Origin of the sequence: Actinoplanes sp. NPDC024001, from assembly GCF_040638955.1 — a bacterium.
Lineage (GTDB): Bacteria > Actinomycetota > Actinomycetes > Mycobacteriales > Micromonosporaceae > Actinoplanes.
Genome location: NZ_JBEZZB010000020.1, coordinates 60,525 through 77,160, shown reverse-complemented (window position 1 = coordinate 77,160; position 16,636 = coordinate 60,525). Strand labels below are relative to the sequence as shown.

The 16,636-nt window shown below is 73.5% G+C and carries 15 protein-coding genes; 8 read left to right on the top strand and 7 right to left on the bottom strand.

What is annotated here, in order from left to right:
• Window positions 1-10: 10 nt before the first annotated feature.
• From AB0F81_RS10735 to AB0F81_RS10725, 3 genes are read right to left on the bottom strand one after another with little or no spacing between them, the layout of a single operon-like run.
• Window positions 11-703, bottom strand: a complete 693-nt coding sequence (locus AB0F81_RS10735; RefSeq protein ID WP_360194331.1) for an ABC transporter ATP-binding protein — start codon at window positions 701-703, stop codon at window positions 11-13.
• On the bottom strand, window positions 700-1,665 hold the full coding sequence (locus AB0F81_RS10730; protein WP_360194328.1) for an ATP-binding cassette domain-containing protein: 966 nt from the start codon (window positions 1,663-1,665) through the stop codon (window positions 700-702). The genes AB0F81_RS10735 and AB0F81_RS10730 overlap by 4 nt, the downstream gene beginning before the upstream one ends.
• Window positions 1,662-2,834 (bottom strand): ABC transporter substrate-binding protein, encoded by a 1,173-nt coding sequence (locus AB0F81_RS10725; RefSeq protein WP_360194326.1) that lies wholly within the window; start codon window positions 2,832-2,834, stop codon window positions 1,662-1,664. Before AB0F81_RS10725 ends, AB0F81_RS10730 begins: the two co-directional genes overlap by 4 nt.
• Window positions 2,835-2,919: 85 nt before the next feature.
• Between AB0F81_RS10725 and AB0F81_RS10720 the strand changes: the two genes are divergently transcribed.
• Window positions 2,920-3,765: a PaaX family transcriptional regulator C-terminal domain-containing protein gene (locus AB0F81_RS10720; RefSeq protein WP_360194323.1), complete on the top strand. Its 846-nt coding sequence runs from the start codon at window positions 2,920-2,922 to the stop codon at window positions 3,763-3,765.
• Here the strand turns inward: AB0F81_RS10720 and AB0F81_RS10715 are convergent.
• Window positions 3,762-4,262: a DUF4142 domain-containing protein gene (locus AB0F81_RS10715; protein WP_360194320.1), complete on the bottom strand. Its 501-nt coding sequence runs from the start codon at window positions 4,260-4,262 to the stop codon at window positions 3,762-3,764. The two genes, AB0F81_RS10720 and AB0F81_RS10715, sit on opposite strands and share 4 nt — an antisense overlap.
• Window positions 4,263-4,413: 151 nt before the next feature.
• On the opposite strand from AB0F81_RS10715, the gene AB0F81_RS10710 reads away from it, so the two are divergent.
• The gene (locus AB0F81_RS10710) at window positions 4,414-5,016 is read left to right on the top strand and encodes a dihydrofolate reductase family protein (RefSeq protein ID WP_360194316.1); all 603 of its coding nucleotides are present in this window, start codon (window positions 4,414-4,416) and stop codon (window positions 5,014-5,016) included.
• A gap of 9 nt (window positions 5,017-5,025) precedes the next feature.
• The gene (locus AB0F81_RS10705) at window positions 5,026-5,694 is read left to right on the top strand and encodes a DNA alkylation repair protein (protein WP_360194312.1); all 669 of its coding nucleotides are present in this window, start codon (window positions 5,026-5,028) and stop codon (window positions 5,692-5,694) included.
• On the opposite strand, the gene AB0F81_RS10700 is transcribed toward AB0F81_RS10705, so the two are convergent.
• Complete coding sequence (locus tag AB0F81_RS10700) at window positions 5,663-6,862, bottom strand: MFS transporter (protein ID WP_360194309.1); 1,200 nt, start codon at window positions 6,860-6,862, stop codon at window positions 5,663-5,665. The two genes, AB0F81_RS10705 and AB0F81_RS10700, sit on opposite strands and share 32 nt — an antisense overlap.
• 299 nt (window positions 6,863-7,161) lie before the next feature.
• Here AB0F81_RS10700 and tsaA point away from each other — a divergent pair, with 299 nt between their 5' ends.
• Window positions 7,162-7,563 carry a tRNA (N6-threonylcarbamoyladenosine(37)-N6)-methyltransferase TrmO gene (gene tsaA / locus AB0F81_RS10695; RefSeq protein WP_360194306.1) on the top strand — a complete coding sequence of 134 codons (402 nt, stop codon included), beginning with the start codon at window positions 7,162-7,164 and terminating at the stop codon, window positions 7,561-7,563.
• Here the strand turns inward: tsaA and AB0F81_RS10690 are convergent.
• On the bottom strand, window positions 7,560-9,332 hold the full coding sequence (locus tag AB0F81_RS10690; protein ID WP_360194303.1) for an ABC transporter ATP-binding protein: 1,773 nt from the start codon (window positions 9,330-9,332) through the stop codon (window positions 7,560-7,562). The two genes, tsaA and AB0F81_RS10690, sit on opposite strands and share 4 nt — an antisense overlap.
• A complete protein-coding gene (locus AB0F81_RS10685) occupies window positions 9,329-11,077 on the bottom strand; it encodes an ABC transporter ATP-binding protein (RefSeq protein WP_360194300.1) in 1,749 nt (582 codons plus the stop codon). Before AB0F81_RS10685 ends, AB0F81_RS10690 begins: the two co-directional genes overlap by 4 nt.
• A gap of 88 nt (window positions 11,078-11,165) precedes the next feature.
• Between AB0F81_RS10685 and AB0F81_RS10680 the strand changes: the two genes are divergently transcribed.
• From AB0F81_RS10680 to AB0F81_RS10665, 4 genes are read left to right on the top strand one after another with little or no spacing between them, the layout of a single operon-like run.
• Window positions 11,166-11,663: a 2Fe-2S iron-sulfur cluster-binding protein gene (locus tag AB0F81_RS10680; protein ID WP_360194297.1), complete on the top strand. Its 498-nt coding sequence runs from the start codon at window positions 11,166-11,168 to the stop codon at window positions 11,661-11,663.
• The gene (locus AB0F81_RS10675) at window positions 11,660-12,643 is read left to right on the top strand and encodes a xanthine dehydrogenase family protein subunit M (protein ID WP_360194294.1); all 984 of its coding nucleotides are present in this window, start codon (window positions 11,660-11,662) and stop codon (window positions 12,641-12,643) included. Before AB0F81_RS10680 ends, AB0F81_RS10675 begins: the two co-directional genes overlap by 4 nt.
• Entirely contained in the window at window positions 12,640-14,712 is a 2,073-nt protein-coding gene (locus AB0F81_RS10670) for a xanthine dehydrogenase family protein molybdopterin-binding subunit (protein WP_360194292.1), read from the top strand. Before AB0F81_RS10675 ends, AB0F81_RS10670 begins: the two co-directional genes overlap by 4 nt.
• A 40-nt stretch (window positions 14,713-14,752) precedes the next feature.
• Window positions 14,753-16,633, top strand: coding sequence for a hypothetical protein (locus AB0F81_RS10665; protein WP_360194289.1), 1,881 nt, complete (start codon window positions 14,753-14,755; stop codon window positions 16,631-16,633).
• Window positions 16,634-16,636 lie beyond the last annotated feature (3 nt).

Here is a 16,636-nt window from a genome sequence, read left to right as displayed (position 1 = left end):
CCCGCGCCGCTCATCGGCCGGCCTCCACGTGTCCGCCGAGGTAGGCCGCGGTCACCCGTGGATCGCGGGCCAGGTCGGCGGCGGCGCCGTGCAGACAGACCCGGCCGGCCTCCAGCACGTACGCGCGGGTGCACATGTCGAGGGCCAGCCGGGCGTTCTGTTCGATGAGCAGCACCGCGAGCCCGCGCTCGGAGTTGAGCGTGCGCAGGTGCCCGACCAGTGTGGCCACGACCAGCGGGGCGAGGCCGAGGCTGAGCTCATCGACGACGAGGATGTCGGGCCGGGCCATCAGCGCCCGGCCGATCGCGACCATCTGCTGCTGCCCGCCGGAGAGCGACCCGGCCCGGCGCCGCCGCAGGCCGGCCAGGTCGGGCAGCAGCTCGTAGATCGGTCCGGTGTCGCGGCCGCGCCGGCCCTGCGGGTTGCGCCAGCCGCCGAGCCGCAGGTTGTCGTCGACGGTGAGGTCGCCGAACATCTCCCGGCCCTCCGGGACCTGCGCCAGCCGGCCGCGCACGGTGATCGTCCCGCCGTCCGGGCGGATCAGCCCGGACAGGGCTTTGACGAGGGTGGACTTGCCGGCGCCGTTGGCGCCGATGAGGGCGACCAGTTCCCCCGCGCCGACGGTCAGGTCGACGCCGTCGAGGGCGGTGGCGCCGGAGTAGCGCACCGTCAGCCCGGTGACCCACACCCCCGCCGGAGTCACGGGACCGTGCCCTTCCGTACGTCTGCGGTTGTCCGGTCTTGATCGCCGGCGGCCTCGGCCGCCGTGCCCGGCTCGGGCTCCGGGTCGGTCGCGGTCCCGGGTGCGGCCTCGGCCGCCGTGCCCGGCTCGCGCTCCGGGTCGGTCGCGGTCTCGGGTGCGGCCTCGGCCGCCGTGCCCGGCTCGCGCTGTTGATCGGTCGCGGTTCCCAGGTAGGCCGCGATCACGCGCGGGTCGGCGCGGACCTCGGCGGCGGTGCCCTCGGCGATCACCCGGCCCAGGTCCAGCACGGTGACCCGGTCGGCCAGGCGCATCACGAACGCCACGTCGTGCTCGACCAGCAGCATCGTCAGGCCCTCGGCGCGCAGCTCGCCGATCAGCGCGGCCAGCCGCTCGCGCTCGCCGGCGCGCAGGCCCGACGCCGGCTCGTCGAGCAGCAGCAGTCGCGGCCGCGCGCAGAGCGCGCGAGCCAGCTGAAGGGCGCGCTGCTGGCCGAGCGGCAACTCCTCGGCGGGCCGGTCGGCCCACTCCGCGAGACCGGAGCGGGTCAGGCACTCCAGCGCGCGTTCGCGGATCAGGCGTTCCTCCCGATGGTATACGGGCAGGCGCAGCGCCCCGGCCAGGAACCCGGAGCGGGTGGTCGCGTGCGCTCCGACCATGACGTTCTCCAGCGCGGTCATCCCGTGGAAGATCCGGGCCGCCTGGAAGACCACGCCGACGCCGAGCCGGGCCCGGCGGTGCGCGGCGAGCCGGTCGATGCGGTCGCCGTCGAGCCGGACCTCGCCCGCCTGCGGCGCCAGCTGGCCGCCGATCAGCGCGAACAGGGTCGACTTGCCGGCGCCGTTCGGCCCGATGACGGCGCGCAGCTCGCCGGGCGCCACGGTGAGGCTGACGTCGCGGACGGCGTAGACGCCGCCGAACGCCCGGTCCACACCGGTGACCGTGAGCTGCGCGCCGGCCGTCACTTCAGCTTTTCCCGGGAGAAGTCGGTCGGGACGAATGTGCCGTCCTGCACCGTGTTGATCGAGATGAAGTCGGTGGTCAGCCCGCCGTGGTCGGTCGCCGAATAGGCGTAGGTGCCGTTCGGCGTGGTCAGGCTCAGGCCCTCCAGGGCGTCGCGGACCTTCGCCCGGTCGGTGCCGCCGGCCTTCTCGACGGCGGCGGCGAGCAGCTTGACGCCGCTGTAGCCGTCCTGCGCGAACTGCGGCGGCGGGTAGCCGTACTTACCGCTGAACGCGGTGGTCAGCTCGTCGACCGCGGTCTTGAGCTCACCGGCCGGCAGGTGCTCGCCGACCACGCCGACCGAGCTGGCGATGACCACGCCCTCGGCGGCCGGCCCGGCCGGGTCCAGGAACAGCTTGCTCGCCTGGGCGCCGGTGAGCACTAGCGGGATCTTCAGGCCGGAGGCCGCGTACTGCTTGGTGAGGGCGACCGCGGGCGCGCCGGTGGCCCACACCATCAATGCCTGCGCGTCGGACGAGCGGACGTGCGTGAAGATCGCCCCGAACTCGGTGGCGGTGGTCTGGAACTCCTCGATCGGGCCGACCGTCACCCCGTACTGCCCGGCCTTGGCCTGCAGGCCCTTGGCGCCGGCCACCGCGTAACTGCTCTTGGTGTCGAAGGCCAGGGCGACCCGGGACAGCTTGCCCGCCTGGAAGTACTGCAGCGCGGCCTCGGCGTAGGTGGCCGAGGTCGCCGGAACCACGAAGACGTAGGGATGCACCGGGTTGATCTGCTCGTCCGCCGGGGTGAGCGAGATGTAGGGGATCTCCTCCCGGTCCACCAGCGGGATGGTGGCGAGCGCGGAGTTGCTGAACGGCGAGCCGATGATCGCGTCGGAGCCGTCCTTCAGCTCGTTGAAGGCGAGAACGGCCTGGTCGGGAAGGCTCTTGTCGTCGCGGACGGTCAGCTCGATCCGGCGGCCGCCGACGCCGCCCGCCGCATTGATCCGGTCGACCGCGAGCGCGACCGATTTCTGGTTCTCGGTGCCGAGCGGGGAGTAGTTGCCGGTGAGCGAGACGATCTGACCGACCCGGATCGGCCCGTCACCGCCGCCGCCGGTCTCGTCGCCACCGCAGCCGGCCGCGGCCAGAAGAAGAGTGAGTAGAGCGAGGCTGAGCGTCTTTCTGCGCACGACGACCTCCTCGATGAGGTATGGCTAGCCATCGAAGTTAGGCTTTCTCTACACGGCCGTCAACGAATTGCCTAACATCTTCCTCATGACGCTCAGCGCCGAGAGCCCCGCCGTCGAAGGTGCGGTGCGGCCGCAGACGCTGATGCTGATGCTGTTCGGCGACTTCGTGCTGGACCGCGGCGTCTGCGTCTTCTCCGGCAGCGTGATCGACGCGTTCGCCCGGCTCGGCATCTCCTCGCACGCGACCCGCTCGACGCTGGCCCGCATGGTCAACCGCGGCCTGCTGCGCCGGCAGCGCCACGGCCGGCGGATGTATTTCGGGCTCACCGCCCGGTCCACGGCGATCCTGCACGACGGCCGGGCGCGCATCTGGCGGACCGGGGCGGTCAACGACCGGTGGGACGGCAGCTGGACGCTGCTCTGCTTCTCGCTGCCGGAGTCCTGGCAGCGGCAACGTCACGACCTGCGTTCCCAGCTGGCGTGGGCCGGGTTCGGGCCGATCCAGGGCGGCCTGTGGATCGCGCCGGGCTCGGTGCCGGCCCAGGAGATCGTCACCGGGCTGGGGCTGGAGGCGCACACCCGGGTCTTCCGGGCCCGCGCCGACGAGCTCACCGACATCGGGGGCATGGTGCGCGACGCCTACGACCTGGACGGCCTCGCCGCCCGCTACCAGGAGTTCCTGAACCGCTGGGACGGGCCGGCCCCGCTGGCCGACCCGCTCGCGGCCCGCCTCAGCCTGATCGCCGAGTGGCTCGGCGCCATCCGGCGCGACCCCCGCCTGCCGGTCGAGCACCTGCCACCGGGCTGGCCCGCGGCGCGCGCCCAGCGGCTCTTCCGCGAGCTGGAGGCCGCCTATCTGGAGCCGGCCCGCGCGGTGGCGGCCGGCCTGCTCGATCTGCAACCCGACGAGCAGGCCGGCCGGGCCGGCTAATCGGCGGCGGCGAGCTGCCGGTGGTGCCCGGCGATGATCGGCGCGGCGGCCTGGGCGACCTTCGTCGCCACCGGGTCGGAACCCTTCGCCACCTGCTCCTCGACCAGGCGCAGGGCGTCGCGGTGGGCCTGCTGCTGGGTGGCGACGAAGAGGTCGTCGAACGTGCCCGCGGGCGCCGCCTGGTAGCGGGCGGTCAGCGCCTGCTGGGCGGCCGTCGGCACGGCCGGCAGGGCGACCCGCAGCGTGCGGGCCGCCTGGGTGACCTGGGCGTCGAGCCGGATGTGGTTGCGCATCAGCGTCGCGGCCAGCTCCTTCACGCCCTCGTCGGAGCTTTTCTGCCAGGCGATCCGGCCGCCGGCGATCTCCGCCAGGTTGATCTGGTGCGCGGAGCGGAGGAACTCGGCGTCCTGCGCGGAGGGCGCGGCCTGGGCGGCGGTGGCCGGAAGAGCCAGCAGGCCGGCGGCGACGACACTGCTGACGGTGCTTCGCAAAATCATGTTCTTTGTCTCCTTACGTCGGAATTTCACCCTATCCGCGCAAGCGAGTGCGTTTCAGCTTTCCACTTATCGTTCGATTCGATCTTGGGCGTTGTTCCCGGCCGCGGCGCCGCGAAAGATGGTCCGCGACCGACGGACGAGGAGACAGAACGTGCGCAAGCTCGTGTACTACATCGCGGCCACCATCGACGGCTTCATCGCCGGCCCGGACGGCGCCGACCCGACCGGCCCGGGCGGGTTCTGGCCGATCCCGGAGGACTACCTGCGGCATCTGATCGCCGAATATCCGGAGACCCTGCCGGGCCCGGCCCGCGAGGCGCTCGGGGTCACCGCCGAGGGCACGCGGTTCGACACCGTGCTGGAGGGCCGCCACTCGTACGAGCTCGGCCTGAAGGTGGGGATCCCCGACGCCTACCCGCACCTGCGTCACGTGGTGTTCTCCCGGACTCTCGGCGGGAGCCCCGACCCCAACGTCACGGTGCTCTCCGGCGACCCGGTTGCGGCGGTGCGCGAGCTCAAACAGCAGGACGGCAAGGACATCTGGGTGATCGGCGGCGGCACCCTGGCCGGCGCCCTGGCCACCGAGATCGATCAGCTCGTCGTCAAGCTCGCCCCACTGACCATCGGCGCCGGCATCCCGCTGTTCGGCCGCGACGCGGCGTTCGAGCCCCGCACCTGGGAGCTGACCGGGCACACCGTGCTGGACAGCGGCGCGCTGTTCCTCACCTACACGCGCCGGCGTGGCGACTCGTAGGCTCAGCATGTGACGGAGACGACGGTGGCCGGGGTGCTGGCCGAATTGGCCGCGCTGGAGGACCCGAAGGCACGCGCCGTGAACGAGAGACACGGCGACGATCACGGGGTCAACCTCGGCAAGCTGCGCGCGCTGGCGAAACAGCTGAAGACCCAGCAGGACCTCGCCCGCGAGCTCTGGGCGACCGGCGACACCGCCGCGCGGCTCCTGGCTCTGTTGATCTGCCGCCCGAAGGCGTTCGAGCGCGACGAGCTGGACGCGATGCTGCGGGAGGCACGCGTTCCCAAGGTGCACGACTGGCTGGTCAACTACGTGGTGAAGAAGAACCCGGCGGCCGAGGAGCTGCGCCTGGCCTGGTTCGCCGACCCGGACCCGGTGGTGGCCAGCGCCGGCTGGGCGCTGACCACCGAGCGGGTGGCGAAGAAACCCGGCGGTCTCGACCTCGAGCAGCTGCTCGACGTCATCGAGGCCCGGATGAAGGACGCCCCGGACCGCCTGCAGTGGGCGATGAACCACTGCCTGGCGCAGATCGGGATCGACCACCCGGCGCACCGGGCCCGCGCCCTGCAGATCGGCGAGCGCCTGGAGGTGCTCAAGGACTACCCGACGCCGCCGAACTGCACGTCGCCGTACGCCCCGATCTGGATCACCGAGATGGTGAGCCGGCAGCAGGCGTGACCGCCAGCAGCAGGGCTGAGACGGCCGCGAAAGCTGCGGCGGCGAGGTAGACCAGGCCCGGGGAGGCGTGGGTGAGGGACCACCCGAACGCCACCCCGGCGGCTACCGGCACGGCCGCCTCGGCGACCGCGCCCAGGCCGGTCAGGGCGCCCTGCACGGTGCCCTGCTCGTCGTCGCCGGTGCCGCGGGACAGCCAGGATTGGGCGGCGGCGCCGGCGATAGAGGCGAGCACGCCGAGCGCCAGCGCGGCGGAGAGCATCCACGGCCCGGCGGCGAACGCCGTACCGGTCAGGGCCGCGACGTTGAGCAGGCTGCCGGCCACCGCGGCGCGCTTGTCGCCGAGCCGGCGCACGACCGGGCCCACGGCCCGGGCCTGGAAGATCGCTCCGGCGAGGCCGCTCGCGGCCATCACCACACCGACGTACGCGGTGCTGAGCGCGAACTGGTACGCGAGGTAGAACGTCCACACCGACTGGTGGATCATCCGGGCGACGTCGGCGCAGAAGCGGGCGTACGCGAGCCGCCCGAGCACCGGCCGGCGCAGCACCGCGGTGATCGCCCCGACCGGGCCGGCCGTCCGCAGGGTCAGCGGGGTGCTCCGGTCGCCGGGCCGCGACTCGGGCAGCACGAACCAGCCGTAGGCGACGTTCGCGAACGACAGCGCGGCCGCAGCCAGGAACGGCAGGCGGACGTCGACCGCGCCGAGCAGCCCGCCGACCACCGGGCCGGCCACGAAGCCGAGCCCGAACGCCGAGCCGACCAGCCCGTAGGCGCGGGCCCGGCGCGAGGGTGCCGTGACGTCCGCGATGTAGGCGTTGACCACGGTGTTCGTGCCCGCACACGCCCCGGCGAGGGCGTGGAACGCCAGCAGCGTCCACGGGCCGTCCGCGGTGGCGTGGGCCAGCCAGTCGACGCCGAGGCAGGCCAGCGAGGCGAGCAGGACGGGACGGCGGCCGTACCGGTCGGAGAGCCGGCCGAGCAGCGGCGAGACGGCGAACTGCAGCACGCCGTAGGTGGAACCGAGCACACCGGACCAGAACACCGCGTCGGCGGCGTCCCGGGTCACGGCTGTCATGAGTGCCGGCACGATCGGCACGATCAGGCCGAGCCCGAGCATGTCGAGAAAAACGGTGACCAGCAGGAAGGAGAGGGCGGGTGCCCGTCGCATCACGGCTCCTGAGCGGAGAGGGGACAGGGCCCCCTCTCACTCACGGACCGCCGAAAGCAAGGAGGATCAGATTATCGGTGCCGTCAAACCGTTTCCGTTTCGTCGGGCTGTCGACAGCGGGTTTTTGCATTCCGCCCCGCAGATCCATTCACGGGCGACTTCTGCCTGTGGGGCGGGGACGACTTCCTGACCAACTGCGAACGGGTCATGAGCTGACCACACGTGTCCCGGCCGGGCTTCGACCCGGCCGGGGGTACGCCCTCTGGCGCAGCCGCGCCGGCGGAGGTACGCCAGAGGGCATGACCTACGAACTGCGGCCCATCGGGATCGTCGAGTCGTCGCTGACCGACCGCGCCGCCGCTCCCAAGCAGGGCGTCGAGGGCGCCCCCGAAGCGTGGCTGAGCTTCGGTCCCGCGACGGCCGACGGCATCCGCGACCTCGCGCCCGGCGACGACATCTTCGTCCTGACCTGGCTGCACCTAGCCGACCGCGAAGTGCTCGCCGTCCACCCGCGCGACGACCCGAGCACTCCGCTGACCGGCGTCTTCAGCACCCGCTCCGCGGACCGGCCCAACCCGATCGGCCTGCACCGGGTCCGGGTCCAGCAGATCGACGGGCTGCGGGTGCGGGTGTCCGACCTGGAGGCCGTCGACGGCACCCCGATCGTGGACGTCAAACCCGTCCTGGACGCCACCCGCTAACGGTAGGCACGCTCCTGCAGACGGTAGGCCCGGGCGTACGCGCCGTCCCGGGCCATCAGCTCCTCGTGGGTGCCCTGCTCGGTGATCCGCCCGTCGTGCAGCACGACGATCAGGTCCGCCATCCGTACGGTCGTGTACCGGTGCGACACCAGCACCGTGACCGCGCCCTCGCCCCGGGCGGCAGCCGCCTCCTCGGCGAACCGGCGGAACAGCTCGTGCTCGGCGAGCGGATCGAGGGCGGCGCTCGGCTCGTCGAGGAGCACGCACAGCGGCCGGCGGGTGCCGGTGACCGTGCGCATCAGCGACCGGGCCAGCGCGAGCCGCTGCCACTGGCCCAGGGACGGTTCCACACCACCGAACGCCGCGCCCAGCCGGCGGTCGAGGTCGTCGCCGTAGGGCGCGCCGGCGAGCCGCACAGCCTCGGCGACCGCGGCCCGGTCGCGGATGTGGCGGACCTGCCCGACGCCGACCGTCTCGCGCACCGGCAGGCGCAACTGAGCGAAGTCCTGGAACACGCCGGACAGCCGCGACCGCCAGCTCTCGCCGGCCAACTCGGCGAGCGGCCGGCCATCCACGGTGATCGTCCCGCCGCTCGGCTCGTAGAGACCGATCAGCAGCTTGACCAGGGTCGACTTGCCGGCGCCGTTCTCGCCGACCAGCGCGACCGTGCCGCCGGCCGGCAGGTGCAGGCTGATCCCGTGCAGCACGTCGTGGTCGGCGGAAGGGTAGCGGAACCGTACGTCATGCAGCTCGATGCCGGTGGTGAGCCGGTCGGGCGGCTCCGCGCCGGGCCGGTCGGCCTCCGCCCGGTAGCGGCGCAGCCACCAGTGATGCGAGACCGACCGGCCGGCCTCGGCCGCCGTGGTCAGACTGAGCAGCACCATCCGCAGCTGCCAGCCGAGCTGGGTGGCGAGCGATACGACCAGGACGGCCTCGCCGGTGGTGGCCCGGCCCTCGCCGATCAGGCGCGCCACCACGAGCAGCGCGGCGGCGAACCCGGCCGCATAGAGCAGCCAGGCCAGCATCTGCCAGGCGGCGCCGCGCAGCCGGGCGCCGGTCTCCCGGCGGGCGGCCGCCTCCCACAGCGCTTCCGCGTCCCGGCCGAGGGTGGCGGCGCCGTCGCCGAGCAGCACCTCCTTGGCCGGTTCCGGGGTGATGCACAGTTCGTGCAGGCGGCGTTCCCGGCGCAGCGGCTCGGTCACCTCGTCTCGGGCGGCACGCAGCAGCGAGTCGGCGCGGCGGCTCGCCGCGTACACGGCGAGGCCGAGCACCGCGAGCAGGCACAGCGCGGGGCTGACCATGGCCAGCAGCCCGACGGTGACGGCCAGGCCGGCCACGGCGACCAGGGCGTCCAGCGTGGACCACGGCATCGCAGCGATCGCCTGGGAGTCGCGGAACAGCCGGTCCCAGCGGTCGATGTACGGCCCGTGCTCCAGGTGGGTGAGCGTCGGGATCGCCGACACGTCCCGCTGGACCCGCTCGTTGAACTGGCCGCGCACCCGGCTGACCAGGAAGATCAGGAGGTTGCCGCGGATTCGGCCGACGCTCAGCGACACGCCGTAGGCGAGCGCGCCGAGCACCACGGCCCCGGCCACCACATCGGTACGCCCACCGGCGCCCCCGTCGACGAGCATGCTCTGGGCGATGCCGATCGCCGCGATCACGGCCGTCTGCCCGATCGTGATCAGCGCGAGCAGGGCGGCGGCGCGGCGGTCCGTCCGTACCGTCAGCCTGGTGATCTCCACCAGCAGCCGCGACCAGTCCCTCATCGCGCGCCCCCGTGGAAAGCTGCCGCCTGGGTGGTGAAGAACCTCGCGTAGTCGCCGCCGTAGGCCAGGAGCTCGTCGTGCGTGCCGTCCTCGGCGACGCGCCCGTCGCGCAGCAGGATGATCCGGTCGGCCGTGCGCACCGTGGCCAGCCGGTGCGAGATCAGCACGGTCGTGGTGTCCCGGACCCCGGCCACGACCTGCTCGTGAAACGCGGCCTCGGCGTGCACGTCGAGGTTGGCGGTGGGTTCGTCCAGCACGAGCAGCCGCCGCCCGCGCCCGGCGGCGTAGAGGGCACGGGCCAGAGCGACCCGCTGCCACTGGCCGCCGGACAGGTCGGTGCCGTCGGCGCCCTCGTTCCACAGTGACGCGTCCAGGTCACCGGGGAGCCCGCTCGCGCCCGCCCGGACCAGCGCGTCGCGCACGGCCGCGTCGTCGTGCGGAGGTGGGACGGCGGCGGTCACGTTGTCCCGCACGCTCGCCGGGTAGCGGACGAAGTCCTGGAAGAGGACGGTCACCGGGGGTCGCCGCACGCGGGGCCCGGAACCGTCGACGGTGACCGTGCCGGAGTCCGGCGCGTAGAGGCCGGCGAGCAGCTTGACCAGGGTGGTCTTGCCGGCGCCGTTCTCGCCGACGATCGCGACGGTCTGGCCGGGCCGCAGGGTCAGCGAGAGCCCGGCGAGGACCGGCCGGTCGCCGCCGGGATAGGTGAACACGACGTCGGTGAAACACACCTCGGGCGCGTGCCGGGCCGGTTCGGCGGGCGCCGGGCGGGCGGCGGGCGGGCTCAGCGCGGCGAGTTCGCCGGCGGCGTGCAGGCCACGCAGGCCGTACTCGATGTCGTAGGCCTCCAGGCCCATCTGGCTGATGCTCAGCACGCCGACACCGGCCAGCACGACCATGATCAGGTCGCCGGGCCCGAGCCCTCCGCGCAGCACGGCCACGGCCGGGAAACCCAGGGCGGCGGCCGCGCACAGGGTGACCACCGCGCCGACCCACCACTGGCGGCGCAGCACGCTCAGCAGGGAGCGCCAGACCGGCCCGTACGTGCGCACCGCCGCCGCCCGGAACCGCCCGCCGAAGAAGTCGCTGAGCCCGAACAGCCGCACGTCCTTGGCCGCGCCCATCACCGCCTGCGTGGCGACGTAGAACTCGTACCGCTGGCCGGCGGTGTCCGCGTCCAGCCGGTCGATGATCGCCATCCACTGCCGGCGCAGCACCGCCCGCACCGCCAGCGACACGGTCAGCAGCGCCACGGCCAGCAGCGGCGAGAACGTGGCCAGCAGCGCGGCGGCGGTCAGAGCCGACACCATCCGGAAGATCAGCGTGACCTGCCCGGTGACGGCGTTGCCGGCCGAGCGCTCCCGGGCCACGCCCATGCCGGGGTCGACCGCGCGGGCGGCCCGGTCCTGGAAGGCCGGGCTCTCCAGCACGTCGAGACCGGGCAGGGCGGCCGCGACGGCCCGCACCCGGGTGCGGATCACCCCGTCGACACGGCGAGCCGCGTACGCGTTGGTGGGCTCCAGCAACAACCAGCCCACCTGGCCGGCGAGCAGGAGCGCGACCACCAGCAGGATCGGGGGCAGCGGAGGCTGCCCGGCGGTGAGCGCGGTGACCAGCCGGCCCACCGCCCATGCCATCGCGGTCGGCACCAGGGCCTGCAGAAGCTGCAGGAGGACGAGCACGGCGGCCGTGCCGCCGCCGGCGGCCGGCAACAGGCGCAACAGGCGCAAGCGGTCGCGGATCACGAAACCCCCGTCAGGTGAACCGTCATCGATCCTTGCACAAGATCCGGCGGACGGGGTTGAGCGGCAGCACCACGGGTACCGGCCGCACATGCGTCTCACCGTCAACGGCGTCGAGCACGACCTCGACCTCGATCCGCGTACCACCGTGCTGGACGCGCTGCGCGAGCACCTGGGCCTGACCGGCGCCAAGAAGGGCTGCGACCACGGCCAGTGCGGCGCCTGCACGGTCCTGCTCGACGGGCGCCGGGTCAACAGCTGCCTGGTGCTGGCCGTCGCGCAGCAGGACACCGAGATCACCACGATCGAGGGCCTCGGGTCCGAGGCCGAACCGCATCCGGTGCAGCGCGGCTTCCTCGACCACGACGGCTTCCAGTGCGGTTACTGCACGCCGGGGCAGATCTGCTCGGCGGTCGGCATGCTCGACGAGGTGGCCCGCGGCTGGCCGAGCGCGGCCACCCAGCCCGGCGCGGGCGAGGCGGACCTGCTCAGCGACGCGGAGATCCGCGAGCGGATGAGCGGCAACCTGTGCCGGTGCGGCGCCTACCCCAACATGGTGCCGGCGATCCGGCAGGCGGCGGGCCGATGAAGACCTTCGACTACCGTACGGCCGCCGGCCTCACCGACGGGCTGGAGCCGGGCGCCGTCTTCCTGGCCGGCGGCACCAACCTGGTCGACCTGATGAAACTGGGCGTGGCCACCCCGGACGCGCTCGTCGACGTCAACCGGCTGCCGCTGAACGGGATCACCGAGCGGCCCGACGGCGGCCTGGTGATCGGCGCGACCGTCCGCAACAGCGACCTGGCCGCCGACCCGCGGGTCCGCGCCGGGTTCCCGGTGCTCAGCCAGGCGCTGCTCGCCGGGGCCTCCGGCCAGCTGCGCAACCTGGCCACCACCGGCGGGAACCTGCTGCAGCGCACCCGCTGCCGGTACTTCATGGACGCGAGCGGGCCGTGCAACAAGCGCGCCCCGGGCTCGGGCTGCCCGGCCCGCGACGGCGACCACCGCAACCTGGCGATCCTCGGCGGCTCGCCGGCGTGCGTCGCCACCCACCCGTCGGACATGGCGGTCGCGCTCGCCGCGCTCGCCGCGCTCGGCGCCGTCGTGCAAGTGGACGGGCCAGGCGGCACGCGCGGCATCCCGGTCACCGATCTGCACCGGCTGCCCGGCGCCACCCCGGAACGCGACACCGTGCTGGAACACGGTGAGCTGATCACCGCGGTGGAGGTTCCGGCGCTGCCGTACGCGGTCCGGTCCGGCTATCGCAAGGCGCGCGACCGCGCCTCGTACGCGTTCGCGGTCGGCTCGGTGGCGGCCGCCCTGGACGTGGCCGACGGCGTGGTACGGGACGTACGCCTGGCCTTCGGCGCGGTGGCGCCGAAACCGTGGCGCGCCTGGACCGCCGAGGAACAGCTGCGCGGCCGGCCCGCCACCCGCGAGACGTTCCTGGCGGCGGCGGACGCGGAACTCGCCTCGGCAGAACCGTTGCGCGACAACACGTACAAGATTGATCTGTTGCGGAACCTGACCGCCGCGGTCCTCGCGCGGCTCAGCGAGGAGGCACGATGACCGCGACGACACGCAGCGCGCTCGGCGCGCCGCTGGCGCGCCTGGAGGGGCCGCAGAAGGTCACCGGCGCCGCCCGGTACGCGGCCGAGTACCCGCAGGACGACGTGGCCTACGGCTGGATCGTGCAGTCACCGGTCCCCCGCGGCCGGCTGACCGCCGTGCTCGCCGACCCGACCGTGGAGTCGGTCGCCGTGCTCTGGCACGGCAACGCTCCGCGGCTGGCCGAGGTCGAGGATCCCGAGCTGGCCGTGCTGCAGTCCGACCGGATCAGCTACCGCGGTCAGGTGCTGGCCCTGGTGGTGGCCGACACCCTGGAGCAGGCCCGCCACGCCGCGCAGGTGCTGCGGCTCGAGATCGAGGCCGAGGAGCACGACACCGTGCTGCGCACCGACCATCCCGGGCTCTACACGCCGGAGACGGTCAACCCCGGCTTCCCGGCCGAGTCGGTGCTCGGTGACGTCGAGGCGGCTCTCGCCGCGGCGCCGGTCACCGTGGACGTCACCTATTCCACGCCGGCGCTGCACAACAACCCGATGGAGCCGCATGCCACGATCGCCCGGTGGGACGGCGACTCGCTGGTGCTGCACGACTCCAACCAGCATCCGTCGGGCGTCGCGGCGACCGTCGGCGAGGTCTTCGGCCTGCCGGCCGATCAGGTGCACGTCATCACCGAGCACGTCGGCGGCGGCTTCGGATCGAAGGGTACGGCGCGGCCGAACGCCGTGCTGGCCGCGCTCGCCGCGCGGGTGGTGGGCCGCCCGGTGAAGGTGGTCCTCCCCCGGCAGGCGATGTTCAGCATGGTGGGGCACCGCACCCCGACCGTGCAGCGGCTGCGGCTCGGCGCGGAGCCGGACGGGCGGCTGACCGCGATCGAGCACGTGGCGTACTCGCAGACCAGCCGGATCTACGAGTTCGCCGAGCAGACCGCGGTGACGACCCGGCACATGTACGCGGCGGCGAACCGGCGTACCGGTCACCGGTTGCTGCGTCTCGACATGCCGACCCCGCGCTGGATGCGGGCGCCGGGCGAGGCGCCCGGCATGCTCGGCCTGGAGTGCGCGATCGACGAGCTCGCCGAGAGGCTCGGCATGGACCCGGTCGAGCTGCGGATCCGCAACGAGCCCACCGCCGAGCCGGAGACCGGGACCGCGTTCACCACCCGCAACTACGTCGAGTGCCTGCGCCGGGGCGCCGAGCGGTTCGGCTGGGCCGGGCGGGACCCGCGGCCCCGGCAGCGGCGCGAGGGCGACTGGTGGATCGGCACCGGGGTCGCCGGCGCCACCTATCCGGCGATGGCGCAGCCCTCCACCGCGCGGGTGCGGTCCCTCGCCGACGGCACGTTCGAGGTGGCGATCGGCGCCACCGACCTGGGCACCGGCGCCCGGACCGTGCTCACCCAGATCGCCGCGGACTCCCTCGCGGTGCCGGCCGACCGGATCCGGATCCGGATCGGCGACAGCACTTTGCCGAAAGCGTCGGTGGCCGGCGGCTCCTCCGGCAGCGCCTCGTGGGGCTGGGCGGTCACCGGCGCCTGCCGCGAGCTGCTCGCGTCCGGCGCCGACGAGGCCACCTTCGACAGCACCGAGCTGGTGCAGCAGCAGGAGAAGGAGGGGCGGCACGCCTTCGGCGCCCACTTCGCCGAGGTACGCGTCGACGCGGTCACCGGCGAGGTCCGGGTGTCCCGGCTGTTCGGCATGTACGCGGCCGGCCGCATCCTGAACGCGCGCACCGCCCGCAGCCAGTTCCTCGGCGGCATGATCATGGGGATGGGCATGGCCCTGCACGAGGAGGGTGTCCTCGACCCGGCCGCCGGCGCCTGGGTCAACCACGACCTGGCCGAGTACCACATCCCCGCGCACGCCGACGTGGAGCAGATCGACGCGGAGTGGCTCGACGAGGTCGACGACCGGATCAACCCGATGGGCAGCAAGGGCATCGGCGAGATCGGCATCGTCGGCTCCCCGGCCGCGATCGTCAACGCCGTCTGGCACGCCACCGGTGTGCGGATCCGCGACCTGCCCGTCCGCTTGGACAAGCTGCTGGTTGCCGGTCGGGACGAAGCGGCGTAGACATAGATCGCCACCGTTGCCGCTTCGAGGGGAGCGCTCGATGATGCGCCGGCTCCTGCTCCTGGCCACCGCCGTGCTGGTCACCGTCGCACCGTCCGGTGCCGCCGTCGCCGCCGATCCCCCGCCGCGGTCCGGTCTGCTGCCGTTCCCCAGCGACCGGTTCACCGTGCCGGACCGGACCAGCCCCACCGGGCTGCGGGTGAACTTCGCGGCGGATGCACTGCCGGCGAACGTGGCCGGCAGGCACATCGACCCAGCCGAGTGGAACCGGCAGGACGGCTTCAGCCCGGGCACGCCGATCCTCGTCGACGTCCCCGGCCTCGACCCGGCGGCCAGCGGCATCGCACCGGTCACCGACATCGGGCGCTCGCTGGCCCCGGACGCGCCGATCCTGCTGCTGAACACGCGCACCTGGCAGCGCACCCCGCACTGGGCGGAACTCGACGCGCACGGCAGCGGGCTGCTCATCATCCGGCCGGCGGTGGCGCTGCGGGAGGCGACCCGGTACGTCGTGGTGCTGCGCGGGCTGCGCGACCGCACCGGAGCGCTGATCCCCGCGCCGGAACGGGTCTCCCGGCCGGACCTGAGGCGCGCCGGGATCACACCGCCCCACCTGTACCGCGCCTGGGACTTCACCGTCGCGAGCACACACAGCCTGACCGGGCGGGTGCTGCGGATGCGCGACGACGCCTTCGGCGCCCTCGGCCGCCGCGCGCCGGGCTTCACGGTCACCCAGGTCACCGACTACACCGCCGAGCAGGACGCCCGGATCGCGCGCCAGGTGCGCGGCACGGTCGCGGTCCCCAGCTACCTGACCGGTACGGGCGGGCCCGGCTCCCGGCTGCACTACGCCTCGCCCGCGCCCGATGCGCTGCCGGCCGCCTCGGGCCAGACGGTCGCCGCCGACTTCGTGTGCAACATCCCGCGCAGCGCGAGCGCCGCCCGGCCGGCCCACCTGTCGCTCTACGGCCACGGGCTGCTCGGATCACCCACCGAGATCAACGCCGGCAACGTGAAGCAGATGTCGCAGACGCACGGCTTCATGTTCTGCGCGACCAGCTGGATCGGCCTGTCCTCCGGTGACATCCCGTTCGTCGTGCAGACCTGGAGCGATCTGAGCACCTTCCCGGCCGTGCCGGACCGGCTGCAGCAGAGCTTCCTGAACTTTTTGTTCCTGGGCCGCGCGATGATCGCGGCCGGCGGGTTCGCCGCACATCCCGCGTTCCAGGACGCCGCGGGCCGCAGCCTGCTCGACCGGGCCGGCGGGCTGCACTACGACGGCAACAGCCAGGGCGGCATCAACGGCGGCGCGCTCACCGCGATCGCGCAGGACTGGACCCGGTCGGTGCTCGGCGTGCCGGGGATGAACTACAGCACGCTGCTGCAGCGCAGCACCGCCTTCGCGCCGTTCCAGCAGCTGATGAACCAGTCGTACCCGGACCGGGCCGACCAGCAGCTGATCTTCGCGCTGATCCAGATGCTGTGGGACCGCGGCGAGGCCAACGGTTACGCCCAGCACCTGACCAGCCGGCCGCTGCCGCGCACGCCGGCGCACCGGGTGCTGATGCACGTCGCCTTCGGCGACCAGCAGGTCTCCCCGGCCGCCGCGCAGGTGCAGGCGCGGACCATCGGCGCCCGCATCCACCGGCCCGCGCTGGCGCCCGGCTGGTCCGACGAGGTGGTGCCGTTCTGGGGCATCCGGCCGATCCCGTGGTACCCGTACCGCGGCTCCGCCCTGGTGGTGTGGAACAGCGGCGAGGCGTTCGCGCCGCCGCCCACCAACCTGGCGCCGGACGGCCCGCAGTACGGGCCGGACCCGCACGAGTTCCCGCGCGCCCAGGCGAGCGCCCAGCTGCAGAAGGCGACGTTCCTGCTCACCGGCAAGGTCATCGACGTCTGCGGCGGCGGCCCTTGCCCCTAGGCT